21 protein-coding genes and 2 pseudogenes are annotated in these 24,818 nt (G+C 56.2%); 16 read left to right on the top strand and 7 right to left on the bottom strand.

Going from position 1 to position 24,818, the window contains the following annotated elements:
• Nucleotides 1-26 precede the first annotated feature (26 nt).
• From BLR97_RS10560 to BLR97_RS10530, 7 genes and pseudogenes are all read left to right on the top strand, one after another.
• Nucleotides 27-1,184 carry an amino acid ABC transporter permease gene (locus tag BLR97_RS10560; RefSeq protein ID WP_089706060.1) on the top strand — a complete coding sequence of 386 codons (1,158 nt, stop codon included), beginning with the start codon at nt 27-29 and terminating at the stop codon, nt 1,182-1,184.
• A gap of 9 nt (nt 1,185-1,193) precedes the next feature.
• Entirely contained in the window at nt 1,194-2,294 is a 1,101-nt protein-coding gene (locus tag BLR97_RS10555) for an amino acid ABC transporter permease (RefSeq protein ID WP_089706058.1), read from the top strand.
• Nucleotides 2,291-3,088 carry an amino acid ABC transporter ATP-binding protein gene (locus tag BLR97_RS10550; protein ID WP_089706055.1) on the top strand — a complete coding sequence of 266 codons (798 nt, stop codon included), beginning with the start codon at nt 2,291-2,293 and terminating at the stop codon, nt 3,086-3,088. Before BLR97_RS10555 ends, BLR97_RS10550 begins: the two co-directional genes overlap by 4 nt.
• Nucleotides 3,085-4,080: an isoaspartyl peptidase/L-asparaginase family protein gene (locus tag BLR97_RS10545; protein ID WP_089706052.1), complete on the top strand. Its 996-nt coding sequence runs from the start codon at nt 3,085-3,087 to the stop codon at nt 4,078-4,080. The genes BLR97_RS10550 and BLR97_RS10545 overlap by 4 nt, the downstream gene beginning before the upstream one ends.
• A 142-nt stretch (nt 4,081-4,222) precedes the next feature.
• A pseudogene (locus BLR97_RS10540) lies at nt 4,223-4,410 on the top strand (LysR family transcriptional regulator); the annotation flags it as partial.
• Nucleotides 4,411-4,488: 78 nt separating this feature from the next.
• Complete coding sequence (locus BLR97_RS10535; protein WP_089706049.1) at nt 4,489-4,761, top strand: type II toxin-antitoxin system Phd/YefM family antitoxin; 273 nt, start codon at nt 4,489-4,491, stop codon at nt 4,759-4,761.
• The gene (locus BLR97_RS10530) at nt 4,742-5,014 is read left to right on the top strand and encodes a Txe/YoeB family addiction module toxin (RefSeq protein ID WP_089706044.1); all 273 of its coding nucleotides are present in this window, start codon (nt 4,742-4,744) and stop codon (nt 5,012-5,014) included. The genes BLR97_RS10535 and BLR97_RS10530 overlap by 20 nt, the downstream gene beginning before the upstream one ends.
• Before the next feature lie 116 nt (nt 5,015-5,130).
• Here BLR97_RS10530 and BLR97_RS10525 read toward each other — a convergent pair whose 3' ends face one another.
• A complete protein-coding gene (locus tag BLR97_RS10525; protein WP_089706041.1) occupies nt 5,131-6,084 on the bottom strand; it encodes a LysR family transcriptional regulator in 954 nt (317 codons plus the stop codon).
• Nucleotides 6,085-6,181: 97 nt separating this feature from the next.
• On the opposite strand from BLR97_RS10525, the gene BLR97_RS10520 reads away from it, so the two are divergent.
• Nucleotides 6,182-7,165 carry an aldo/keto reductase gene (locus BLR97_RS10520; RefSeq protein WP_089706038.1) on the top strand — a complete coding sequence of 328 codons (984 nt, stop codon included), beginning with the start codon at nt 6,182-6,184 and terminating at the stop codon, nt 7,163-7,165.
• A gap of 121 nt (nt 7,166-7,286) precedes the next feature.
• On the opposite strand, the gene BLR97_RS10515 is transcribed toward BLR97_RS10520, so the two are convergent.
• Nucleotides 7,287-8,195: a LysR family transcriptional regulator gene (locus BLR97_RS10515; protein ID WP_089706035.1), complete on the bottom strand. Its 909-nt coding sequence runs from the start codon at nt 8,193-8,195 to the stop codon at nt 7,287-7,289.
• A 133-nt stretch (nt 8,196-8,328) separates the two neighbouring features.
• Here BLR97_RS10515 and BLR97_RS10510 point away from each other — a divergent pair, with 133 nt between their 5' ends.
• The 3 genes from BLR97_RS10510 to BLR97_RS10500 all read left to right on the top strand — a co-directional run bounded on the left by BLR97_RS10510 (nt 8,329) and on the right by BLR97_RS10500 (nt 11,294).
• The gene (locus tag BLR97_RS10510; protein ID WP_089706031.1) at nt 8,329-9,522 is read left to right on the top strand and encodes a M20 aminoacylase family protein; all 1,194 of its coding nucleotides are present in this window, start codon (nt 8,329-8,331) and stop codon (nt 9,520-9,522) included.
• A gap of 79 nt (nt 9,523-9,601) precedes the next feature.
• Complete coding sequence (locus tag BLR97_RS10505; RefSeq protein WP_089706028.1) at nt 9,602-9,826, top strand: DUF3311 domain-containing protein; 225 nt, start codon at nt 9,602-9,604, stop codon at nt 9,824-9,826.
• Complete coding sequence (locus BLR97_RS10500) at nt 9,819-11,294, top strand: sodium:solute symporter family protein (protein ID WP_089706025.1); 1,476 nt, start codon at nt 9,819-9,821, stop codon at nt 11,292-11,294. Before BLR97_RS10505 ends, BLR97_RS10500 begins: the two co-directional genes overlap by 8 nt.
• 80 nt (nt 11,295-11,374) lie before the next feature.
• Here the strand turns inward: BLR97_RS10500 and BLR97_RS19950 are convergent.
• The 3 genes and pseudogenes from BLR97_RS19950 to BLR97_RS10485 form a co-directional block, all read right to left on the bottom strand.
• Nucleotides 11,375-11,537 (bottom strand): annotated as a pseudogene (locus BLR97_RS19950) (SDR family NAD(P)-dependent oxidoreductase); the annotation flags it as partial.
• 109 nt (nt 11,538-11,646) lie between these two features.
• A complete protein-coding gene (locus BLR97_RS10490) occupies nt 11,647-12,681 on the bottom strand; it encodes a DUF2235 domain-containing protein (protein WP_089706022.1) in 1,035 nt (344 codons plus the stop codon).
• Nucleotides 12,682-12,883: 202 nt separating this feature from the next.
• Nucleotides 12,884-15,046 carry a putative bifunctional diguanylate cyclase/phosphodiesterase gene (locus BLR97_RS10485; protein WP_170833011.1) on the bottom strand — a complete coding sequence of 721 codons (2,163 nt, stop codon included), beginning with the start codon at nt 15,044-15,046 and terminating at the stop codon, nt 12,884-12,886.
• 367 nt (nt 15,047-15,413) lie between these two features.
• Between BLR97_RS10485 and betT the strand changes: the two genes are divergently transcribed.
• Nucleotides 15,414-17,456, top strand: a complete 2,043-nt coding sequence (gene betT, locus BLR97_RS10480; RefSeq protein ID WP_089706016.1) for a choline BCCT transporter BetT — start codon at nt 15,414-15,416, stop codon at nt 17,454-17,456.
• Between the two features lie 20 nt (nt 17,457-17,476).
• Nucleotides 17,477-19,168 (top strand): choline dehydrogenase, encoded by a 1,692-nt coding sequence (betA, locus tag BLR97_RS10475; protein ID WP_089706013.1) that lies wholly within the window; start codon nt 17,477-17,479, stop codon nt 19,166-19,168.
• Between the two features lie 28 nt (nt 19,169-19,196).
• Here betA and BLR97_RS10470 read toward each other — a convergent pair whose 3' ends face one another.
• Nucleotides 19,197-20,807 carry a PQQ-dependent sugar dehydrogenase gene (locus BLR97_RS10470; protein ID WP_089706009.1) on the bottom strand — a complete coding sequence of 537 codons (1,611 nt, stop codon included), beginning with the start codon at nt 20,805-20,807 and terminating at the stop codon, nt 19,197-19,199.
• 211 nt (nt 20,808-21,018) lie between these two features.
• Between BLR97_RS10470 and BLR97_RS10465 the strand changes: the two genes are divergently transcribed.
• From BLR97_RS10465 to BLR97_RS10455, 3 genes are all read left to right on the top strand, one after another.
• Nucleotides 21,019-21,954, top strand: coding sequence for a glycerophosphodiester phosphodiesterase family protein (locus tag BLR97_RS10465; RefSeq protein WP_089706006.1), 936 nt, complete (start codon nt 21,019-21,021; stop codon nt 21,952-21,954).
• A 414-nt stretch (nt 21,955-22,368) separates the two neighbouring features.
• A complete protein-coding gene (locus tag BLR97_RS10460; RefSeq protein ID WP_089706003.1) occupies nt 22,369-23,124 on the top strand; it encodes an ABC transporter ATP-binding protein in 756 nt (251 codons plus the stop codon).
• Nucleotides 23,117-23,845 carry an ABC transporter ATP-binding protein gene (locus BLR97_RS10455; protein ID WP_089706000.1) on the top strand — a complete coding sequence of 243 codons (729 nt, stop codon included), beginning with the start codon at nt 23,117-23,119 and terminating at the stop codon, nt 23,843-23,845. The genes BLR97_RS10460 and BLR97_RS10455 overlap by 8 nt, the downstream gene beginning before the upstream one ends.
• A gap of 19 nt (nt 23,846-23,864) precedes the next feature.
• Here the strand turns inward: BLR97_RS10455 and BLR97_RS10450 are convergent, their stop codons facing one another.
• Nucleotides 23,865-24,710 carry a helix-turn-helix transcriptional regulator gene (locus tag BLR97_RS10450; protein ID WP_089705997.1) on the bottom strand — a complete coding sequence of 282 codons (846 nt, stop codon included), beginning with the start codon at nt 24,708-24,710 and terminating at the stop codon, nt 23,865-23,867.
• Nucleotides 24,711-24,818 lie beyond the last annotated feature (108 nt).

Genomic DNA, 24,818 nt, shown 5'->3' with positions numbered 1-24,818 from the left:
GTACGGTCTGACAACAGGTAACACTCATGTGGAACAAGATCTTTCATAACGCACGCGTGCTGAGCACATTACAACAGTGTGCTGTGCTGGCTGTTGTCGCTATTGCTTTCTATATGCTGGTCACGAATGCCAGTGCCAATCTTGATGCCTTGGGCATTGCCTCGGGATTCGATTTTCTGCATGAGCGTGCCGGTTATGCGATCAGTTTCCAGCTAATCGACTACAGCCCGGACGATACCTATCTGCGAGCTTATGCAGTTGGGCTTCTCAACACATTGCTAGTATCCGTTTTAAGTATTGTTCTGGCGACGATCATTGGCGTCTTTCTTGGCGTTTGTCGAGTTTCTGAGAACTGGCTGCTGGGGCGGCTAAGTCACCTCGCGGTCGAGTTCCTGCGAAACGTGCCACTGATAGTACATTTGATTTGGTGGTACGGCCTTATGCTGGCCCTCCCCAATGTTCGCCAGGCCATCTCATTTAACGATGTTGGCTATCTCAGCAACCGCGGCCTGACACTCGCATGGGCATCTGATGGTTCTCTAGTTGGCTGGGGACTGGTGTGTGTCATAGGGGGAGCTGTCCTAGGTTACGCGTTGATGGCGCGCCATCGGGCACATTTACCTTGGAAGGGGTTCGGCCCTCCCATTTGGCCGGCAATGCTAACCGGCGCCATCGCGATCCCCCTGGTTGTCTATCTCATCACGGGAACTTCCTGGCAATGGGATGTGCCGGTCTTGCGGGGTTTTGGCTTAAAAGGGGGAATAACTCTGACTCCTGAGTTACTCGCGCTGTGGTTAGCTCTCTCCTTCTACAGCGCGAGCTATATTGCTGAAATCGTACGTGGTTCTATTCAGTCCGTTTCGCGCGGCCAGTACGAAGCAGCCAGCGCCTTGGGCTTCTCTGAAATGCCCACCATGCTGCGCTTAATTGTGCCTCAAGCTATCTATCCGATGGTTCCCCAAGTTACCAGTACTTATCTCAATATCACCAAGAACTCTTCCCTAGGCGTTGTCGTCGGTTACATGGAGTTGGTATCAGCCACAGGAGGCACAACGCTGAACCAAACCGGCCAAGCCATCGAGTGTATTGCCTTGGTGATGGCGACCTACTGCGTTATCAGCCTTATCACGTCACTACTGATGAACATTTATAACTATCGCATCAGCCTGCGCACGCACGGTTAAGGAGCTATGATGACCGTTTTGACTAAACAGCTTCACAGCGATCGACAAGCGCCGCCTCGTCACCCCTGGAAGCACCTAGCGACGCGCTGGATCAAAAAGCAGCTTTTCCCAACGCCATTTCAGTCTTGCCTGAGCTTAACGACACTGGTGCTATTGCTATGGTTCATCCCGTTCGCTCTGGATTGGCTGTTGTTCTCTGCCACCTTCGTTGGCGACAGTAAGGCTGACTGCGTCGGCGACGGAGCCTGCTGGCTGCCAGTGACACAACGCATCGAACTATTTGTCTACGGTTTTTATCCCGACACGGAAATCTGGCGCGTTAATATCGCTTTTGGGCTGGCAGCGTCTATTTTGCCTGTGCTTTACCTCAAGCAAGTTGATCGCCGCTGGGTGCTGGGATACCTCATCGTTCTGCCGTTCTTGATGTGGTGGCTCCTCAAAGGCGGCGCTGGTCTTTCTGAGGTTTCTTCAACGAAGTTTGCCGGGATTTTGGTCACTATCTTTCTCGGCGTGATTGGCATGCTATTTGCCCTACCAATTGGCATTTTGCTCGCCCTCGGACGGCGCTCGAAGAAGCCGGCCATTAAGCTACTCTCGGTGCTTTACATCGAACTCGTACGCTCAGTACCCGTGATCACGCTGCTGTTCATGGCATCGCTGATGATCCAGCTGTTCTTCCCAGAAGGGATGACCATCGACATCTTCTTACGCGTACTGATCGTATTGATCATGTTCACTGCGGCGTATATGGCAGAAACCATCCGTGGCGGCCTACAAGGTATATCTAGCGGGCAATTCGAAGCCGCCGAGGCCCTCGGTTTCTCCTATTGGAAAACGATGGGTCTGATTATCTTGCCGCAGGTTCTGCGTAACACCATCCCGCCGTTACTTACCCAGTTCATCGGCTTGTTCAAGGAAACCACGTTGGTCGTGGTGGTAGGCGTACTCGATGTGGTGGGCATCGCTATGAGTACCACATCTGCTCCTGAATGGCTGGGGCTTGAGCATGAAGTCTACCTATTCTTGGCCCTATTCTTCTTCATTATCTGCTTCACCCTGTCTCACTATGCGCGCCACTTGGAAAAACAAATGGAAAAGAGTCGTTTATGAGTACCGCATCCCAACTCACTAGTACAGAGCCGGTCGACCGCGACGCCACAGCGGTCAGCATTAACAACCTCAACAAGTGGTATGGCAACTTCCATGCGCTTAAGAACATTTCGCTCAAAGTTACCAGCGGCGAACGCATTGTCATTTGTGGTCCATCAGGATCCGGGAAGTCGACCCTGATCCGCTGCATCAACCAATTGGAGCGGCATCAGCAAGGTTCACTGACTGTTCTTGAAGAAACGCTGGATGAGGACCGAAAGCGCCTGCAACGAATTCGACGCAATGTGGGAATGTGTTTCCAACACTTCAACCTGTTTCCTCACTTGAGTGTACTCAAGAACTGCACCTTGCCTCAGACGGCAAACCTGGGGCTTTCTCAAGCGGAAGCTATTGAGTATGCGCTTACTCTGCTGGATCGCGTGCAAATGCGCGAACATGCCAATAAATACCCAGGGCAACTTTCAGGTGGCCAGCAGCAGCGTATCGCTATCGCTCGGGCCTTGTGCATGCGGCCACAGGTCATGCTCTTCGATGAACCCACCTCGGCACTAGATCCGGAAATGATTGCCGAAGTGCTCGAGGTGATGGTCGATCTCGCTAACGATGGTATGACCATGCTCTGTGTCACTCATGAAATGGGATTTGCTCGGCGCGTTGCCGACCGGGTGGTCTTCATGGATCGAGGCGAGATCGTCGAAGAAGCCCCTCCGCAACAGTTCTTTGACACCCCTCAGTCCCCTCGCACGAAACAGTTTTTGACCCAGATTCTCGATCATGGAGTAACGACAGCATGAACCAGGCCCCTATCGCTATTGCAATTCACGGCGGCGCCGGAGTGCTAACCCCCGGCTTACTGACGCCTCAGGATGAAGATGCAATTCATGAGGCCTTACGACAATCCATTGATGCTGGTTATCGAGTGTTGGCAGCAGGCGGTACCAGCCTGGATGCTGTGGAATCTTGTGTCGTGGCTCTGGAAGAGTGTCCTTGGTTCAACGCCGGAAAAGGCGCCGTATTCACCGAGGACGGCACCCATGAGATGGATGCTGCCATAATGAATGGTGCTGATAGAAGTGCCGGGGCCATTGCTGGTGCCCATTATGTCCGTAATCCGATCCGTGGTGCTCGCTCCGTCATGGAGCACAGTGATCATGTCATGTTGGCTGGAGCTGGGGCTGATCACTTCTTGCGCACACAGAATCAGCCCCAGGTGGCCAATGATTGGTTTGATACCGAGTTGCGTCGTCGCCAGTGGCAGGATAACCGCTCCAGCCAAGAAGCCCCAAGCCTCGAACCAAACCGTGCCAATCACCACGCTGAAGAGACAGTAGCGAGTGACAAGCCGGGACATAAATTTGGCACGGTGGGGGCAGTTGCTCTCGATAGGCATGGCCATGTCTCGGCCGCCACCTCTACCGGCGGGATCACCAATAAGCGCTACTCACGTATTGGCGACACGCCGATCATTGGCGCCGGAACCTGGGCTGATGATCGCAGTGCGGCGATTTCGGCGACGGGGCACGGAGAGTATTTCATTCGTTGTGTAGTAGGGCATGATATTGCGGCCCGCATGCGCTTTGGTGGACGTAGCCTTTATGATGCCTGCGACGAAGTCGTCCATCAGGAGTTAAAAACGTTAGGGGGACAGGGTGGAGTTATCGCCGTCTCTCCGGATGGAAAAACTTGGCTGAGCTTCAATACCCCAGGCATGTACCGGGCGTGGCGAGGGGATGACGGGCGACTCCATACAGCGATCTATGCAAAAGATGACCGAGTGCATAGCTAGCCAAATTTAAAGGAGGCAAAAATAACGCTATGACTCAAGCAATACCCATAAGTTTTAGGACATAATTTGGCTTGTTATCTGAACACCGATAGCGAATTGCCCTTGATAAAGGTGCAGGTCATGTTTTGAGTGAAGTGGTTTAATGGCAGGTTTAGGCCTAGCAATAGCGCCGAGGTGGAAGACGATCTGAAGAGCGGGCGGCTTGTTGCGCCCTGGGGCAGGGCAGTATCGCCCCCCGCCCGTCTCTGCCTGTGGTTGCCCAGCCAAGCCGATGGCCGCCGCAGCGAGCCGCTGGCAGAGTGGCTTAAGCGGGAGTTAGAGAACAAATAAATAGCAGTTATTGACCTTGGTAATGCAGGAACAAGTGAGGTAAACTTGTACGGCATTTCCGTACATCATGGTGACGTTATGGATATTATTAGTGTTAACAAATTCAGGGACAACCTCAAAAGCGTAGTAGAACAAGTAATTAGCCGGCACGAACCATTAAAGGTAACCCGTCGTGCCGGAGAGGCGTTTGTGGTGATTAGCGCTGAGGACTGGGAAAGAGAGCAAGAAACGCTGCATGTGCTTCAGAACCGAGACCTCATGCAACAAATTGCGGCTTCTCTAGATACCCATAGCCGTGGTCAAGGATACCAACCTGATAATGAGCAGATGGATGAGATCACTGGTATTTGAGGGCCGTACGTGGGAAGCCTATGAAAAAATGCGTGAAACAGATAAGAAGCTGCATAAAGCGCTCTGCAAACTCTTAAAAGAAATGCTCCGCTCTGACGATCCAACGGCTGGTATCGGAAAACCCGAGCCCCTCAGACACAATCTTTCTGGCTTGTGGTCAAGGCGCATTTCACAGAAAGACCGGCTGATCTACCGGTTCGATGAAAAAGCTATTTATATTTTTGCCATCGGTGGGCATTACGACCAGTCCTGATAAGATTTATTTGATAAAGAGCAACATGCCCCTCATCACAATCAAGTAGTTTAGCTGCTCAGGATGCTGATCGTACTCCGGTGTTTGCACACTGCTTAGGGCCTGTTCTAGTACTTTTAGCGACTATACCACCCACTCAAGCGCTCGCGGTTACTAGCCACCAACTCAGCCAGAAAGTCCGCCACGGCCCGAGTACGGCCTGATTGGGTGAGATCCGTTTGGATGACGAGGTAGATGGGTTGATCCACGCCGATATCCTCAGCAACACAGTCTAGCCCGGCCTCCCTGGCCAGGAAATGTGGCAATACCGCTATCCCCAACCCCGCTTTCGCCGCCGCTAGCTGGGTCGCCAGCGATGTGGTGGTTAGCGCCGGTTCGCGACCTTGCAGAACCCGCTCGACCCACTGGGCAGCAGGCAGATGTGCTTGCGTTTCGCCCCAGGTGATAAAAGCATCCAAGTCGTAATCCCCCGCGTCATCATGAGCCTCACGCTGCGCTACATAATCGGGGCTGGCGTAAAGCCCGAAACCCAGGGTGCCAAGGCGACGAAGGGTGACATTACCCCGCTCGGGCTTGACCATTCTAAGCGCTACGTCGGCGTCGCGGCGGTGCAGATTGACGGTGGTGATATCAGTCACCAGCTCAAGCCTGATGCCAGGGTACTGCGCTTGAAACTGCGGCAACGTAGGCAGAATCAGCGCTGTGGCCAGGTTTTCAGCGGTGGCCAGCCGCACCCGGCCGCTTAGCTGTGTGGCGCGCGACACTCCGCTGGAAAAAGCCGCGGCAGCGGCTTCCAAGGCCTCGGCTTTTTCGATTAGCCCCGCCCCCTCCTCGGTCAGCTGATAGCCCGACTGCTGACGCACAAACAACGGTAGCTTTAAAGCTTTTTCCAGCCGTTCAATACGTCTGGAGAGCGTCGCAATGCCTAGGTGGAGTTCCGCTGCCGCACCGCTCAGCGTGCCATGGCGGGCCACCGCCAGAAAGGTGCGCGTATCGTCCCATACCCACCCACGCGGCATCTGGTTTTCAAAACCGGAAAGCGGCTTACGAAACTCGTCAATTTTTTTCATTTCTGGATAGTGCCACGCTGTAACTGCGCGATTCAAGAACGGCTAGAGCACGTTTCTAGCGCATCGCATTGATAAAAAACGCCAGGAGAGAGACACCATGCAAACACGCACACTGGGCACCGACCTATCCGTTTCCGCCATTGGCTTAGGCTGCATGGGAATGAGCGAGTTTTACGGCCCCCGAGACGATAGCGAGTCGCTACGGGTATTGGCGCAAGCGGTGGAGCTGGGCATCAACTTTTTCGATACGGCGGATATGTACGGGCCGCACCATAACGAGGCGTTGATTGGTCGCTTTCTCGCCAGTCACAAGCCCAAGGTACGTATCGCAACCAAGTTTGGCATTGTGCGCAACCCGGGTGAGTATCAACGCCGCCTAGACAGCAGCGCTCGCTATGCCCGCCAGGCCTGCGAGGCGTCTCTGAAGCGGCTGGGCATCGAACAAATCGATCTCTACTACGTGCACCGCGTTAACTCGGAAACCCCTATCGAAGAGACCATGGAGGGCTTGGCACAACTGGTTAAAGAGGGAAAAATTGCCCACATTGGCCTTTGCGAGGTTAGCGACGAGACCCTGCGTCGCGCACACGCCGTGCACCCAGTGACGGCAGTTCAAACCGAATACTCGCTCTGGACACGGGACGTGGAGCAAGCGGTACTGCCCACCTGCAAGGAGCTCGGCATCGGCTTTGTGCCCTACTCTCCTCTCGGCCGAGGATTTTTAACGGGTAGGTTTCAAGAAAACTCTGATTTCGGCGAAGACGATTTTCGTTCTAACCTGCCGCGCTTCTCTGAACAGGCCATGGACTCTAACCGCCGAATCGCGGAGGTGATTGGTGACATGGCAGCACTCAAAGGCTGCACCCCTGCGCAGCTCTCGCTGGCCTGGCTGCTATCCAAAGGCGACAACATCGTACCGATTCCGGGCACCAAACGGTTGCGCTACCTTGAAGAGAATGCAGCAGCGGCGTCCATCACCCTGACCACTGATGAGCAGCAACAACTTGAGGCGGCCACTGCTCGCCTACCGGTCATCGGCGAGCGTTATACACCGGAGGGCATGAAGGGGGTGAATGCGTGAGTGAACTAGCGTCTATCGTTGCACCCAGCCAATGGCGCGGCTAATGCAGCTTTAACCCAGCACGCCAAACGTGGGGCAAAAAGCCTGGCTGCTGCCAAAGCCGCCTTTGAAGGATAAAACCTCATTCCTTCACTTCATGCGTCGCTAAGGATTCAGTTTCTGCAATTTCGATTAAGCGGCGTACTGCTGGTAGACCCGAGTCTCGCCGCCACACCAGCATCAGAGGCAAAACCAGATTGAGGTCTTCTAAGCGATGGCTGACTACGCCTTCCGGTGCTCCAGCCATGGTCATTGCCGGTAGTATACTGCAGCCCATACCGGCAGCCACCAAGCATAGCATCGTCGCATTGTCGGTTCCCTCTTGCACCACATGGGGCGTGAAGCCCTCTCGCTGAAAGGCATGAATAAGTTTATCGTGATAGACAGGGGTAGCACTGCGGTCAAACCAAATAAAATTCTCGTCGTTAAGCTCAGCGAGAAACCGCGGAGGGTGATGCGCTAGGTGTGAGGAGGCACTGGTGACCAGTACGAGATGATCTTCATACAGGCAATGACAACACAGGCTGCTATCTTCCTCTGGCGGAAAGAACAGCATACCCGCATCAAGCCGACCACGCCTAATGGCTTCAATTTGAGGCCCGGAGAGCAATGACTCCACCTTCAGCGTGACCTCTGGATAGCGCTCACGAAAGCGATTGAGCAAGCCAATGATCTGCGGCACCCATAAATGCATGACGGTTACTCCCAGTCGCAATTGACCGAACTGGCCATCTGCTATGCGGCATGCATTACGCTTAGCCTGGTCGAATTCGCCCAGCAAGCGCCGGGTATCACGGTAGAACGCTTCACCAGCGGCGGTAAGCCGAACACCATGTCGCGAACGGGTTAGTAACGTCGTGCCGACCTCGTCTTCAAGCAACTGTAATTGACGCGATAGCGCCGGCTGAGCAAGCGGTATCTGCCGTGCCGCCAATGATATAGCTCCTTCCTCGACGACTACTTGAAAATATTTTAAACGCTTGAAATCCATCTGGTGCCCCTAGCCATAACATCTACCGCAATCCATCCAATATTAGTATGGAAAGCTAATAAAAAAACTATTTTCTCTATGCTATCGAAACAACCAAGATTAAAAAGGCCATTCACAACCATGCGAATCGACTATGACAGAACTCATCGATCCAAACTTTTTCGAGCGCCACCACGCCGAACTGACTCAGATACGACACGAGTTACATCGCCACCCGGAGCTAGGATTTCAGGAGCACGAAACGGCTAAGCGCATCGCTGCAGAGCTAGAACGTCTCGGCTTGCCCTTTGAAACCGGTATCGGTAAGACCGGTATCGTTGCGACCGTGACTGGTGAACGACCTGACAACGGACGACATATTGGTCTACGTGCTGATATGGACGCACTGCCTATCCAAGAACTAAGCGAGCACAGCTATACCTCAGCAGTGCCCGGCCGGATGCATGCTTGTGGCCATGACGGTCACACTACTCTGCTACTCGGCGTGGCTCGCTACCTAGCCGAACATCGTGACTTCGCGGGCACTCTTCATCTCGTCTTCCAGCCAGCCGAAGAGGGCCTGGGTGGGGGCCGAGCAATGGTTGAAGAGGGCCTATTTGAGCGTTTTCCTATGCAGGCGATTTATGCCCTACATAACTGGCCTTCGCTACCTGCAGGCCAAGTGGCTATTCGACCCGGCGCGATCATGGCGGCCACCGACCGTCTAGATATCCGAGTACGCGGCAAGGGAGGCCACGGCGGCGTCAACCCCCATCTATCGACGGATCCTGTCCGCATGGCAGGCGCCCTTATTCAAAGCCTGCACTCCGTGGTCGCACGTGATATCAACCCACTCTCGCCCGCCGCCTTGAGCCTATGTGGTTTGCAGGGCGGCGACCTGGACGGTTTCGCCATCATTCCCGATGAAGTGCGCATCAGCGGAACAGCAAGAAGCCTTGATGCTGATACTCAGGATCGTATGGAGCATGCGGTTCGCCGCGTCTGTGAAGGGGTGGCAATCGCCCATGGCGGTGACATTGAGATCGATTACCAACGCATATTTCCGGCGACGATCAATACCGAGGCGGAAACCCGTCATGTGGAAGCCTGCATTGTGCAAACACTCGGTGAGTCGGCCCTAATACGCGACGTTGACCCCAGCCTCGGTGGTGAGGACTTTTCCTTCATGCTGCAACGCTGCCCAGGGGCCTACTTCTTTCTTGGCACGGCGAAGGGCGATACCCCATCGCCACTTCACAACGCTCGTTATGATTTCAATGACGACGTGATTCCAACTGGGTGCCGACTGCTTTTAGCGATCGGCCTTAACGCTCTCGCTACGAAATAACTGAGGCAAACGCCACTACCCATAACGCTACAAAGGCATAACTAAATAACCACATAACTTCATAAAACGAGGTATGCACATGAAATCTCAACCCTCGCTTCCTTCTAGGGGAATGCTGATTTACTTTACTGTCTGTGCCCTGGCCATGATCTGGCCCGGCGCGCTGGTTGCGAATCGTATTGAACCGATGATAATCGGTTTGCCCTTTTTCCTGTTCTGGTATGTAGCCTGGGTGTTTGCCCTGTTCGTGGGACTGGTCATTGCCTATCGCCATGATGCCGCACAGGAGGTGGACGATGAGTGATTCACTGCTGATTACCACCATTACCCTGGCTTACCTACTGATTGTGCTGACAGTGGGACTAAGCGCACGCCACAATCAGAGCTCCTCTCTGGAAGGGTATGTGGCTGGCGGCCGACACATGGGCTTGCTAGTGCTGTTCTTTATTCTCGGTGCGGAGATATTCTCTGCCTTCGCCTTCCTTGGCGCCCCTGGATGGGCCTACAGCAAGGGGGCTCCAGCCCTCTATATTATCGCCTATCTGGCACTGGCCGTAATCGTGTGGTGGTTGATCGCTCCCTACATCTCACGACTCGGCCGCCGCCATGGCTTCCTAACTCAAGCAGAGTTCCTCTCTGCTTGTTACCCAACCAGAGGGAACCTGCTGGGCCTGTTCATTGGCGTGGTGAGCGTGCTAGCAATGATTCCCTATTTAACCATTCAGATCGCCGGTGCAGGGCTTCTCTTCGAGGCGGCTACCTCTGGCACAATTCCTTTCTGGCTCGGCAGTTTACTCGCCTGTGGCGTGGTCGCTGCCTATGTCTATGCAAGCGGCTTACAAGGCATCGGTTGGACCAACCTTCTCCAGGGCGTGATGATGGTGGGCGTGGCGTGGTTTTTGGGCTTGGCGACGGCTGACCAGTTCTTTGGTGGGGTCGGCGAGATGTTCCGCGAACTACAGCGAGAAGCCCCAGAATACCTAACCATGCCTGGCGCAGGCGGCATGGGCTGGGGCGCTTTCTCCACGGCTATTCTAGTGAGTGCTCTAGGCTGCGTAATGTGGCCACACATTTTCATGAAATTCTATAGCGCCCGCAGTGAGCGAACCCTCAAGCGGGTATTCATGCTCTACCCTCTCTACAGCTATCTGTTGATACCATTACTAATTATCGGTTTTGCCGGAGTTTTACTGCTAGAGGATCGCCCGCTTGACTCCGCTGATCGAGTATTGCTGACGCTAGTAGTCGAGTTAGCTGACTTCCCGGCTTGGCTGATCGGCGTGGCTCTCTCCGGCGCCCTGGCCGCTGCCATGTCCACTGCTGCAAACCTAGCTCATACCTCCGCTACTATTCTGGTACGCGACGTGGGCCAGCACTTACCAGCACTTCGCAACATGCCAGACAATAAGGCGCTAAAATTGACTCGCTACGGCGTGGTGCTAATTTCACTTGCGGCTTACTTGCTTGCCCTAGTCAATCCCGGTTCATTAGTTGACCTGCTGCTCGGCGCCTATGGCATCGTGGTGCAGTTACTACCCATGCTGCTCGGTGCATTGTTCTGGCGCCGTGCTTCCCGTGCTGGCGCTTTCTCTGGCTTGGCAATAGGTGCTGCACTGACCCTATTGTTTCAATTTGGTGTTAGCACCCCATTCGGCTGGCATGCTGGATTCTGCGGCTTGGTAGTCAATACGGCCGTATTCATCAGCGTGAGTTTAGCAATGCGCAGCTCATCGTCGCGTTCGCCAGCTCAAGCCCTCGGGACCAACACCTGATTTGTGAAATAAAATATGCTCAGCATCTAGAGGTGGCAACAGCCACCTCTAGATGAATAAGAACTCTCCTACTTAATCGAAGAGTGGAGGCCGGAGCCAGCGATAAAAACTACTTGATCACAGCCTCCAAAGGTGTGCTCAAGCTCACCCTCTCATCATCTTGATAGCCGTCCCCGCCTACTGCGCTAGCTCACAAAACTATTTACCAATCTGTCCGTTTGCGCCGATCACTAACGTTGTCATAACGACTCCTTGTGAATTGCTTGCTCTGCATAAAACGGCTTCATGAATACATTTTTATGGGAACAGCCTATACGTGCAGGCAGCTGGACAGAATTCAAACCATTGCTGATCACTTGCCCAGAGTAAGCCCCTGCCACCCATACTGCTCCACCAGCGTTTTTAACTGCTTTGGGCGGTAGCGGTCGTCGCGTTCATAGCGGGCTTTTACGCTTGGGTGAATCAGGGTGGGCTTGTCATCGATGACCAGCGGCCGATCCAGCGGCTTCTTGAAACGGTAGACGTGCTTGCGCGACTGGTGAAGCCGGGCGTGGGTGCCGTCGGTGAGGTTGTTGCGAATATGCGGTTCGGTAAGCAAACCGGCGGTGTTGGCTTCGTCGAGCATCCAGGCAAGGGGGGTGTCGGCGGCTTGCAGGCCGTGTTTATCCGGCTCGTAGGCGCCTCCCACATCGGCGTGAACGCCTGCAAACCAGACCTGCTTTAAGTCCACCCCGGGCCGTGGCGTCCACACGGTGGGCGTGAAGTCTTCGCGGCGCTCATCGATGGCCATGGCGTGGCGGGCAATGGCGACATTGGCGCCCATTTTGGTGTCGTAGAATTCGTCGGTGCCATTGAACAGGCCCATGATGCTGATTGGAATACCCAGCGCGCCCACGGTGTCCCACACGCCGATAAAATGCACGTCGCGCTGCGCGTAGCTGTGCTTGTCACGAAACCGAATGGCTGCCTCGCCTCGTGGGTGATGGGTCTTTTTGGTGCTCTTGTAGATCTTCCAGGCCTCGGTAATCAGCCGCGCATCGGAGCGTTTGAGAATGCCGCAGTTGTTAATCAGCCCACTTAGTGCCCTCACCGTGTACGCACCCCGACTAAACCCGAACAGGTAGATATGATCGCCGGGGGCGTAGTTCTGCACGATGTAACGATAGCCATCAAGGATGTTTTTGTGCAGCCCCACGCCGGTGGCGCCCGCGCTGAGGCTGCTGTGGTACGAGCCCAGCCCCCAGTCGTAAAACACGTGCTGCTTGATGCCTTCCGCCTGCGGGGTCACCGACCGGGCAAGCTTCAACACGTTGGTGGGAAAGTCGTTGTCTATATCCTCTTCCGGCCGGTTCCAAGTGCCGTCTGCGCATACCACGATATGGGCCATGGGGTGCCTCGCTATGAAAGAGCCTCGTAGCGGCCATGTTTACCCGAATTGACGGTAGAAGGCATCGGTAATCGACCACAAGTCCGGCGTTAGGCGATGCTCGACCTGTCGGGGGGTGTCGGTATAAAGCGTATTATTTAGCGTAGTGCGAAAATCTGATCCGCGTCCAAGCCCCGCCAAATAGCACGCTCTGCTAGACGGTTCACGTCTGGCGGGTGGTCACTCCCGAGAGTTCGTTTGCCAAGTCTCTATCAAGAAAGGTGAGCAGGCTCTCCTCGCCCAGCGGCCGGGAGAGGAAGAAGCCCTGGACGGTATCGCAGTTCATGGCGATGAGGGCCTGAAGGGTCTCTTTGTCCTCTACCCCTTCGGCGGTCACCGTCAGCCCCAGCTCGTGGGCAAGGGCGATGGTGGAGCGCACGATGATTAAGTGGCGCTCATTGGTCAGCATGTCACCCACGAAGCTTTTGTCTATCTTGGCCTCGTCAACGGGAAACTCGCTCATGTAAGAGAGCGATGAATAGCCGGTGCCGAAATCATCCACCGAGAAGCGGGCGCCGGCATCGTGAAGTTTGGCGAACACATCGCGGGTGAGCGATGCATCGCGGATGAAGCCGGTCTCGGTGATTTCCAGCCAGAGACTGCATGCCAGCATCGGCGACGCCAGGCGCTGGATGATGAAGTCGACCAGTTCAGGTTCCATGAGATCCTGGGGCGCCAAGTTAAGGCTGACGCGAAAGCCCCTGGCACCGAGACCCGTGCGCTCCAGCATGCTGCTGGTCTCTTCGATCACCCAGCGCGTGATCCAGTGTGTCAGTCCGGCCTGCTCTAGCATGGGAATGAAGCGCCCCGGAGGCACGATGCCTAAAGTGGGATGGCGCCAGCGGATTAACGCCTCGGCATCCCGCACTTGTCGGGTTTCAATATCCAGCTTGGGCTGGTACTCAAGGAACATGTCGCGGGTGCCATGACGACGGAAGTCCTGCAGCAGGAGCAGGTCGTCGATATCCGGCTCAAGATCCGTACTATAGGTTACCCAACGGCGATGCGACTCTCGGGCCACCGACACGGCCAAGACACCACAACGTATCACTTCGTCGGCACCGTCACCCTCTGCGAGGTTTGCTTCGTTGACAATGCCGACGACGAACATGGGATCGAGATCGACGGCGCCGAGGTTGAGCGGCTCGGTTAGGCGCCCCACGACGTCGCTGCCCTCCAGCGGCTTTCGCGTGGCAATGGCGAAGAGCCCCGAACCGAAATCGCCGACCAGGAGGCCATCCTGAGACGCCATCAGCCGGCCAAAGGCTTTTTGTAACGCCTGCGCGACCTGGTAGCTGAAGGCAGTGATCAACTGCTCGAGATTGACCAACTGGATCAGGGCGACACTTGGCGACCAGTCAGGCTCGGCGTCGATCAGCCCGTCGAGCTTACTTATGAAAGCGTTGCGATTAGGCAGCCCGGTGAGCATGTCGTGCTCAACCCGATACTGAAGCTCGTTTTGCAAGGATCGACGAGATTCGAGCTCCCTCGAAAGCAGACGGGTCTTGCGGGTTACCTGGCGGCGTAGCAACCAGGACCAGAGATAGCCGCCGATGCCCAGCAGCACCAGCGGCAACGCTATTAAGGCCAGGGTTCGCAGGTGGTCGCGCCAGGTTGACGGCTGCCACTCCATTTCGGAAAGCCAGTCCGCGTGTATCTCAAAATAGGTGCCCTTGGCTTGCAGTAGCCCCACCTGTTCCTCAAGCCACGCATGCAGGTCATCACGCCCTTGGCTGACGGCGAATGCGTAGGCCCTGGGCCAGAAGGGTGGGCTGACCTGATGGATATCAAGGCCTGCTTCGGCGATGACATGACGCGCTGTGTGGGAGGCAACCAGGGCAATATCCGCATGGCCTTCGGCGACGGCCAACAAGGCGCTTATAATGTCCTCCTGGGGTATGAGCTCTCCCTGGGTTTGGTTCTCGATCAGACGATTCTGCGCATAGCTACCCTCCACAATGGCCACTCGCATGCCAGATAAGTCATCCGGGTTCTTCTGGATCGTTTCAGGCGAGGACGCATAGATGCCGTGTGCCACGTGATAGATCGGGGCAGTGAAGTCGAATCGCTCCTCTCGCTCTTCGGAGACGAAAAGCGCCACTACATCTGCCTCGCCTGTTTCCACCGCCTTGATGGCCCGATCCCAGTTCATCAGCCGGTGCTCGGCTTCAAGGTTCTGCTGATCGGCAATGGCATTTTGCAGATCGATCACAAAGCCCCGAGGCTCGCCGCTGTCGTCGAGCCACTGGAAAGGGGGATAGTCGTCGGAGCCTGCGAATACCAAAGGCGAAGGGATCGGTGCAGCGATAGACACCGATGAGGTCATCACCATCGCCAGACCAGCCATTCGCAGACAAGCCCTGCGTATTCCATCACCTTGTATGAGCCCCATGGAGGCCTCGCTTTTCCAGTTAGCATTCGTCTAAAAAGACGGGTGACCTTCAGGGTATACCATCCGCCATAGCACACCTAACGGCGAGGATCAGCCGTTCCTGCCTTCCCCGGAAAAGGCAGATACAGGTGATTTACCCGTTGACTAGCGTGGAAAGCAAAGGCTTAGGGTTTCCTATACTGCATACGTCACTGCAGACGTCTCTCTATCGAAATTACTTTAGATGATGTGAATCAACCAATCTGAGCATGGCGAACTGACGGCGACCACGGGCAACCACCGATAATAAGGAGGCTTTACCATGGACAAGCAGGCGCCAGAAGAAGAAACCCGCGACCGGCTAAACCCAACCGTATTTTTCGGTTCAGCTATTGGGATCGTGATTTTTGCGCTCTGGACTATGTTCTTCACTGATCAGGCGGAAGGCGCGATCAACAGCGTATTGGGATGGGTTTCAAATACCTTCGGCTGGTATTACTTTCTCACCGTAGTGGCCTATCTGGCGTTCGTCATCATTATCGCCGCCTCTCGCTTTGGGGATATTCGGCTTGGTCCCGACCATTCAAAACCGGAATTCAACATCATCTCCTGGGCCTCCATGCTTTTTTCCGCAGGTATCGGCATTGATCTGCTGTTCTTCTGCATCGCGGAACCGGTCACGCAGTTTCTGGCGCCGCCCCAGGGTGAAGGCAGCACGGTGGAAGCAGCCCGCCACGCTATGGAGCTGACCTTTCTGCACTGGGGGATTTCCGGCTGGGGCATCTATACCCTGGTGGGTATGTCTCTTGCCTACTTCAGTTACCGACACCAGTTGCCGCTGACCATTCGCTCTGCGCTGTACCCCATTTTCGGCAAGGGAATTCACGGCCCTATCGGCCACGTGGTGGACATTGCCGCGGTGCTGGGCACGGTCTTCGGTATTGCCACTAGCCTGGGCATCGGGGTCATCCAGCTAAACTATGGTCTGAGTACCATGTTCGGCCTGCCCGATAGCACCTGGGTGCAGGCGGTTCTGGTCGTGCTGATTGTGGTATTCGCCACCTTGTCGGCGGTGAGCGGTGTGGAAAAAGGCATCCGCCGCCTGTCGGAATTCAACATGCTGCTCGCTGCCTGCCTGGTTATCTTCGTATTGATCGCAGGCCCCACCATATTTCTGTTGAATGCGCTGGTAATGAACATTGGCGATTACTTCACTAATTTTATCGACATGTCGTTCAACACTTACGCCTATGATCAGCCCACCGACTGGCTCAATGGCTGGACCCTCTTCTTCTGGGCCTGGTGGATTGCCTGGGGGCCTTTCGTGGGGCTTTTCCTGGCGCGTATTTCGCGTGGGCGTACCATCCGCGAATTCACCCTGGGCACGCTCATTCTACCCATGACCTTTATGATGGTGTGGATGTCGCTCATGGGTAACAGCGCCATCGAAATGGTCATGAATGGCGCTGAGTCCTTCGGCGAACAGGCCATGAACAATCCGGCATCCTCCATCTATCTATTCATGGAAAGTTTGCCGCTGGCGGGGATCACCACCATTGTCGTCTCCATCCTGGCGCTCGTGTTCTTCGTTACCTCGGGGGATTCGGGTGCGTTGGTGCTGTCAAACTTCACCTCCATTCTTACCGACGTCAACCATGATGCACCGATCTGGATGCGCATTCTTTGGGCGTCTATTATCGGCCTGCTCACCTTGGCCCTGCTTATGGCGGGCGGCTTGACTGCACTTCAGAGTACAGTGGTGATCATGGGGCTGCCATTCTCGATAGTGCTCTTCTTCATCATGGTGGGGCTTTATAAGGCTCTGAAGACGGAGTCGCTCAAACGGCAAAGCCCACGACTAGCCCCGGCAGGCGCCTTCGCTGGCACAGATGCCACCGCGCCAACCTGGCGCCAGCGCCTGAGCCGGGCCATGAGTTTCCCGAACTACAAACAAGCCATGCGCTTTCTTGAGGAGACCGTGAAACCAGCCATGGCTCAGATTGAGCACGAACTACACGAACAAGGCTTGAAGGCCGATATCAAGGGCTGGGACGACGACTCCCAACATCTTGAACTGAACGTAGATTTGAGCGAGGAAGGCGTGTTCACCTATCAGGTCTGGCCGCGTAAAGCGAGCATGCCCGCCTTTGCCATTCGGCCCCATGCCGAGCACACAACCTGTTACGAGCTTGAGGTGCATCTCGAGGAAGGTGGACAGGGCTATGACCTCATGGACTATACCCAGGCCCAGATCGTTGAGGACATCCTCGACCAGTACGAACGTCATCTGGTCTATCTGCAGCGGTGCCGGGATGCGCCAGGTGATGTCTCCATGCCTGGTCAGCACAACCGCAGCAGTGAATAAACCCAAGCAGGGAGCAGACCATGAGCGCACAAGACTTCGATCGGGAATTCGATTACGTCATCGTGGGTGCCGGCTCAGCCGGCTCCGTGCTGGCAGACCGGTTGAGCGAAGACGGTGATCATCAGGTATTGGTACTGGAATACGGTGGCAAGGACAATTCCGTTTTTATCCAGATGCCAATCGCCTTTTCCATTCCACTGAATAAGCCGCGCTTCGACTGGGGCCTGTACACCGAAGAGGAGCCTGGGCTGAACCACCGCTCTCTCCATCAGGCGCGGGGTAAGGTGATCGGCGGCTCCTCGTCGATCAACGGCATGGCGTATGTTCGCGGCTGCGCAGGCGATTTCGATGAATGGGCCGAGCTCGGCGCACGAGGCTGGAGCTACGCCGATGTCTTGCCCTATTTCAAACGGGCCGAGGACTGCATCTACGGTGCCGATGACTACCGAAGTACCGGCGGCCCGGTGGGTATTTCCAACGGCAACAATATGCGCAACCCGCTTTACCGCGCGTTTATCGAAGCGGGGGAACAGGCAGGTTACGGCAAGACCGATGACTACAATGGCTACCGTCAGGAAGGTTTCTGCCGCATGGACATGACCGTACGCAACGGCGTGCGCGCATCGACAGCGAATGCGTACCTCAAGCCCGCGCTCAAGCGCGACAACCTCCACCTGGAAATGCATGCGTTGACCCAACGCGTGATCATGGACGGCCAGACCGCTGTCGGCGTGGAGTATCAGCAACGCGACCAGACAGTGCGGGTTCGCGCGCGTAAGGAAGTCATCGTCTCGGCCAGTGCCTTCAACTCGCCTAAGCTGCTGATGCTCTCCGGCATCGGCCCGGCGGCGCAACTGCGTGAGCACGGTATTGACGTGGTGCAGGATCTGCCCGGTGTCGGCGAGAACCTCCAGGACCATCTCGAAGTCTGGGTTCAGCGGCGCTGCACGCAAAAGATCACGCTCAACGGCTGGCTTAACCCCGTCGCCCAGGGCTGGATCGGTGCCCGGTGGCTACTCACCAAAACAGGGCTGGGAGCGAGCAACCAGTTCGAATCCAACGGCTATATCCGCAGCCGGGCCGGTCTGAAGTGGCCTGACCTGCAGTATCATTTTCTCGCTGGCGCCATTGCCTATGACGGCTCCAGCGCGGTTAAGGGGCACGGCTTCCAGGCGCACCTGGGCCACAACAAACCCCAAAGCCGTGGCCGTGTCTGGCTGCGTTCCGCAGACCCGGCCGACCCACCTCGGATGCTGTTCAATTATCTTGCCGAGGAAGCCGACAAACAGGCCTACCGGGACGGGTTACGCCTTACCCGCGAGCTCTTCGAGCAATCCGCTTTCGATCCCTTCCGCGGCGAAGAAGTCTCTCCGGGAAAGAACGTGCAGACCGATGACGAAATCGACGATTGGCTCGCCAAAACCGCCGAGACCGCCTACCACCCCTGCGGTACGTGCCGCATGGGGGAAGATGACATGGCGGTGGTGGACACGGAGTGCCGTGTGCGCGGCGTGAACCATCTGCGCGTCGTGGATTCGTCCATCATGCCGACGGTCACCAATGGCAATATCAACGCCCCCACGATCATGATCGCCGAAAAGGCGGCGGATCATATCCTGGGCCGGGAGCTCCTTCCCCCCTCACAAGCGAAGGTATATTTCGCCGACGGGTGGGAGGATCAGCAGAGACTAGCCTCCCCGGCAAAAATATAGAACTCGGACGGATAACGCCTGCGGTTACCTATTCGGCAGGCGTTACCCGCAGCACCCTGCCATCAGCGCTATCGGTGAGTAGATAAACCGCCCCGTCCGGGCCTACGCGTACATCCCGAATGCGTTCTTCCAGTTCCCCAAACAGACCTTCTACGTCCTCGGCGGTGCCATCGCTCGAGAGGCGCACGCGGCGAACCTCTTTATTGACCAGCGCGCCAACGAGCAGGTCGCCCTGCCACGCTGGAAACAGATCACCGGTGTAGCGCGCCATGCCCGAGGGCGCAATGGAAGGCGTCCACTCCAGTCGCGGCGGCTCAGTGCCGGGGTACTCCTCGAATGGCGTGACCAGGGCGCCAGTGTAATCCACACCGCCGGTGGCGATTGGCCAGCCGTAGTTATTGCCCGCTTCGATGATATTGATTTCATCGCCGCCGCGCGGGCCGTGTTCGTGGGCGATCAGCCGTTGATTGTCGGCGTCAAAGACCAGCCCCTGAACATTGCGGTGGCCGTAGCTGTAGATTTCCGGCCGGGCGTCGTCGCGATCCACAAAGGGGTTGTCATCCGGCACGCTGCCGTCGGGGTTCAGGCGCATAATACTGCCGATGTGGCTTTCCAGCTGTTGCGCCTGTTCGCGGTAGTCAAAGCCATCGCCCAGGGTAAGAATCAGGGTGTCGTCCGGCAGCCAGGCCAAACGCCCGCCGAAGTGGGCAGCGCCCTGCTTGGCGGGCTGGGCGCGAAAGATTTCGCTGACGTCTTCCAGGCCGTTGTCCGCCAGCGTGCCTTTCGCCAGGCAGGTATGATTGGCGTCAATGCTGCCGCAGGCATAGCTGAGATACAGCTGCCGGTCGTCCTCAAACTGGGGCGAGAGCAGCACATCGAAAAGCCCCGCCTGGCCCGAGGCAAACACCTCGGGCACGCCGCCGAGCGATGCCTCAAGCGTGTCGCCTTCGGCGCTTAACAGCCGCAGCCGCCCGGGGCGTTCGGTGATCAGCATGCGCCCGTCCGGCAGAAAGGCCAGCGACCAGGGATGCTCCAGCCCCTCGGCGAGGGCATCGACTTGATAAGCGCGTTCGGCCTGTGCTTCCTGGGCCTGCGCTGGCTGGGTAACGACAGCCGGCGCGGCGGCCAGGCACCCAACGCCCAGCACAACCGCCATGCCGGAAAACCCGCGCGGGCGTTTAGCGTTTGCGGCCCGCTGGCGCAGCCGCGCAAACAACCAGCCTGCTATCCCTGCCGTTGCCAGCATGGCGGCAAGCCCGGCGATGCCGCGCGTAGCAGCAATCAAGGTAGGTGGTGGAGCCAAGGTATTGACCAGCCATAGCGTCGCCCACAGCCCCACGACCGCACCGCCTGTGCATAACATCGCTTGAAACCTGCCCCCAAGCCAGCGGGAAAGCAGCACCGCCGCCGTTTGCGATACCACAAAACCCACCGAGAACAGCACCGCATAAAGCGGCGCGAAGTTAGCCAAGTCTTGCAACGTTGTGGTCAACCTCACCTCAATCGGTATCTCAACGCCCATGGCTTGCAACGCGGCAAGATTAAACTGTGTTTGCACCACGCTACCCAGCCCCACGCCGATCAAAAGCGCAACAACAAAGTAAGTGATGGTAGCTGGCCAACGGGGATTTTTGCTCATAATGAATATCAATTTGCTCAGTAGATTAGATGACTTAACAACATCACAAGACTAGCAGTTGCAGGATCGCCTAGAGCACTAAAGGCTCACAATATAAGCCAAGTAAGTGCGCTAACCGGCTCACCCACGACTATGCTGTCTGTTCGTCATTTGGAATACCCTCTCAAACCGGGTAGGGTTATTAAACGGACATTCAAATAAAGGAGTTACCATGCAACGTCATTCTCTATTCACAGCAATGTCACTGGGTCTTTTCGCTGGTGCTGCCAGCACTACTGCGCTGGCAGAGATGTCACCACTGGAGCAGCAGCTAAAAGATCTTGAAGAATTTCAAGTCATCGCCCACCGGGGCGCCAGCGGCCACGCGCCGGAGAGCACCATGGCGGCCTTTGAGATGGCCCATGAGTGGAACGTCGATTACCTGGAGCTGGACGCCCAGCTATCGTCCGATGGTGAAGTGGTGGTGTTTCATGATGACACCATCGACCGCACCAGTGACGGCGAAGGCGCGATCAACGACTACACCCTGGAAGAGTTGAAAGCGCTGGATACCGGCACCTGGTTCAACGAGGCAAACCCCGATAGCGCCAGCGATGACTTTGCTGGGGCGCAGATGCTCACCCTGGATGAGCTGTTCGAGCACTTTGGTCACGATGCCCGCTACTACATCGAGACCAAGTCGCCGCAGCTAAACCCGGGCCTGGAAGAAGCCCTGGTGGAAAAGCTGGAAGAGCACGACATGATCGAGAACGGTCGCGTCCTGGTGCAGTCCTTCGAGCAGGATAGCCTGTTGAAAGTGCAGGAACTTAACGACGACGTGCCGCTGATCCAGCTAGTGTGGTACTACCCCAGCGAAGAAGACAATTCGAAACTGGTGGAATGGACGGACGTAACGCCGGGGCCCTCTGAGATTACCGATGAAGACTTCCAGGCAGTCGCCGACTACGCCGTGGGCATTGGCACCAACTATATTTATGACGGTCGGCAGGTCATTGACGCCGACTTTATCAGTCAGGCACAGGAAAACGGCCTGCCGGTGCATGTTTATACCATCAACGAAACCGAAGAAATGGAGCGTTTGATGGACATGGGCGCCAACGGTTTGTTTACCAACTATCCCGACCGCCTACTGGAGCTTGTCGACTAATCACGGCTTCACGCTCGATCGCACCCGGCCACGGCCGGGTGTTGTGTTTCTGTTGGCTTAACTAGGCATTACCCTTGCTTTGCCCATCGCGTATTTATCCCTCCAAATGATCCTCTGCCCCTTTACTCCACCCAGTCTATACCCAACAGCCTAGCCCGCTTCTTGAATCAATTATATCGGCGTCTGCTTACAGCCAAGTGCTTGTTAAAATCAGCCTATTTTTCAATAAGTTAAAACTTAATCAGTAATCAACCTGGTAGTATCAATGTGGGTTTCAGATAGCCTGTCGTGCGCTGTGGTCATGGCATTCAGTGTATTGATGCACCATAACTGAATAGCTCGGCAATACGGCTCGGTAATGCTGCCGGGTTGCTGATACGCACCAATAACGATAAAAAAACGGAGAAGCCTGCGATGCCAGAGGCTATTATCGAGACCACCGGCCTGACCAAAAGCTTCAAAGGGTTCAGGGCGGTCAACGACATATCACTTCAGGTGCTGCCAGGCACTATTCACGCCATGATCGGCGCCAACGGCGCTGGCAAAACCACCTGCTTCAATCTACTCACCAAGTTTTTGCGCCCCACCAGCGGCCGCATCCTGTTCAAGGGACGCGATATCACTTCTCTTAAATCGGATCAGATCGCCCGCCTGGGCCTGGTGCGCTCGTTCCAGATCTCGGCAGTGTTCGGCCGACTAACAGCACTGGAGAACGTCAAACTGGCCCTGCAGCGCCAGCGCGGTGAGTCTTACGACTTCTGGGCCTCGCATCGACGCCTCGACCACCAGCGCCAGCGAGCTGAGCAACTACTCGACGATGTTGGCCTAAGCGATGCGATTGACACCCCCGCCGCAGAACTACCCTATGGTCGCAAGCGCGCGTTAGAACTTGCCACCACCCTGGCGCTGGACCCACAAGTGATGCTGCTTGACGAACCCCTCGCTGGGATGGGCACCGAAGACGTCAGCCGGACAGCTGACTTAATTCGCCGCGTTGCCGCCGGACGCACCGTATTGATGGTGGAACATAACCTTGGCGTGGTGGCTGAGCTGTGCGACCGCATCACCGTACTAGCACGCGGCGAGGTACTGGTGGAAGGCGACTACGCCACGGTGTCCAACGATCCACGGGTCATCGAATCCTATATCGGAGGGGCTACCCATGGCTGAGCAAGCCCTCGAACAATACGCATCACCGATGCTTAGTATTCAAGGCCTTAACGCCTGGTATGGCGAGAGTCACGTGCTCCACGGTATTGATTTTGATGTGCCCGAAGGCCAGGTAGTGACCTTACTGGGGCGCAATGGTGCCGGTAAATCCACCACTCTGAAGTCGATAATGGGCATCGTGCCACGCCGCCAGGGCAGCATTACCGTGCAGGGCGTTGAGACTATCACCCAACGCCCCTTCCAGATTGCCCGCCAGGGCGTGGCGTTCTGCCCCGAGGATCGGGGCATCTACGCCACTCTGGACGTGCGAGAAAACATTGAACTGCCACGGCGCATCAATTCAAACGGTCTTACCACCGACCAAATTCTTGAGCTGTTTCCCAACCTACGCGAACGTTTGCACAGCCCCGGCTCCAAACTCTCCGGCGGTGAGCAGCAGATGTTGGCGATTGGCCGCATCCTGCGCACCGGCGCTCGGCTACTGCTGCTCGATGAGCCCACCGAGGGCCTGGCCCCGGCGATCGTCGAGCAAATTGGCGACACTATTCTTCACCTCAAAGCACAGGGTTATACCATCCTGCTGGTGGAGCAGAACCTGCGCTTTGCGATGTCAGTGGCCGATCATCATTATCTGGTCGACCATGGCCAGGTGGTCGACCGGTATGACCGGGAAAGCATCGAGCAGAACGCCGATGCCTTACTGGCTCGCCTCGGCGTTTAAGCTGCCATCTAACCTAGTGTTATTCACGAGAATGATGGCGAAAGTGCGACGGCGAGACGCCTTTCATACGCTTGAAGGTTTTGGAGAAAGCGAACGGGCTCTGGTAGCCGACCCGCACGGCAATCTCTTCCACCGGCAGGCTGCTGGTAGCCAATAGGTGGGCAGCGTGCTGCATGCGCAGTTGGGTCAACTGCTGCATGGGGCTACGGCCGAATACCTTGCGGCTAATACGGCGCAGATGCTCGCTACTGACGTGGGCAATCTCGGCCATTTCCTCGATGGTCCAGTGCTTTTCCAAGGTGGGAATCACCGCGTCAAACACCGCGACGATACGCGTATCGCGACGCCAGGGATCGGCGAAGCGCGCGATATAGCGCTCGATGGTATCGCCCCACATCGCGCAGCTGGCAGCATCGCCCTGACCGCTAAACACCTCGCTGTAGAGCCCCAGAATGGCGTGTTTCAACGGCTCGGGGTCGAAGTGTTGCATGATCGGCGCGATGGTACCCACCACCGAGCGCGGCGCACTGGGCAGATAGCGCACCCAGCAGTATTGCCAACGACTGCCCGGCACGGCATGAAAGGCGTGCAGACCATGCGCCGGAGCGAAGGACGTCATGTTACGGCGCATGGTGCACCAGCCTCCATCGAGCAGCATGCGCCCCTCGCCGCCCAACGAGCCGTGAATATAAGCACCGCTGAGCCGTGTACGCACAATGCGATAGGGCACAGCGGCATCCCCCACGCCAACGTGGGAGATATGTCGTTCGCGCAGCGCTTGGCAATCGTCTACGCGCACGATCCATTGTTGAGTATCGTCGCCCACAATGTGGGTTTCAGACAGGTAGTCGTGTTCTGACGACATGGCGGAATCACTCTTTTTAGCCCTTACTTATAACAGCAACACTCGACAACACATAACAAAGCGTTCTTACAACTCCAACTATAACAACAGCTCTAAACGAGCATAGGA

This window comes from Vreelandella arcis (genome assembly GCF_900103865.1).
Classification (GTDB): domain Bacteria; phylum Pseudomonadota; class Gammaproteobacteria; order Pseudomonadales; family Halomonadaceae; genus Vreelandella; species Vreelandella arcis.
This window is presented reverse-complemented; position numbering and strand designations above follow the sequence as displayed.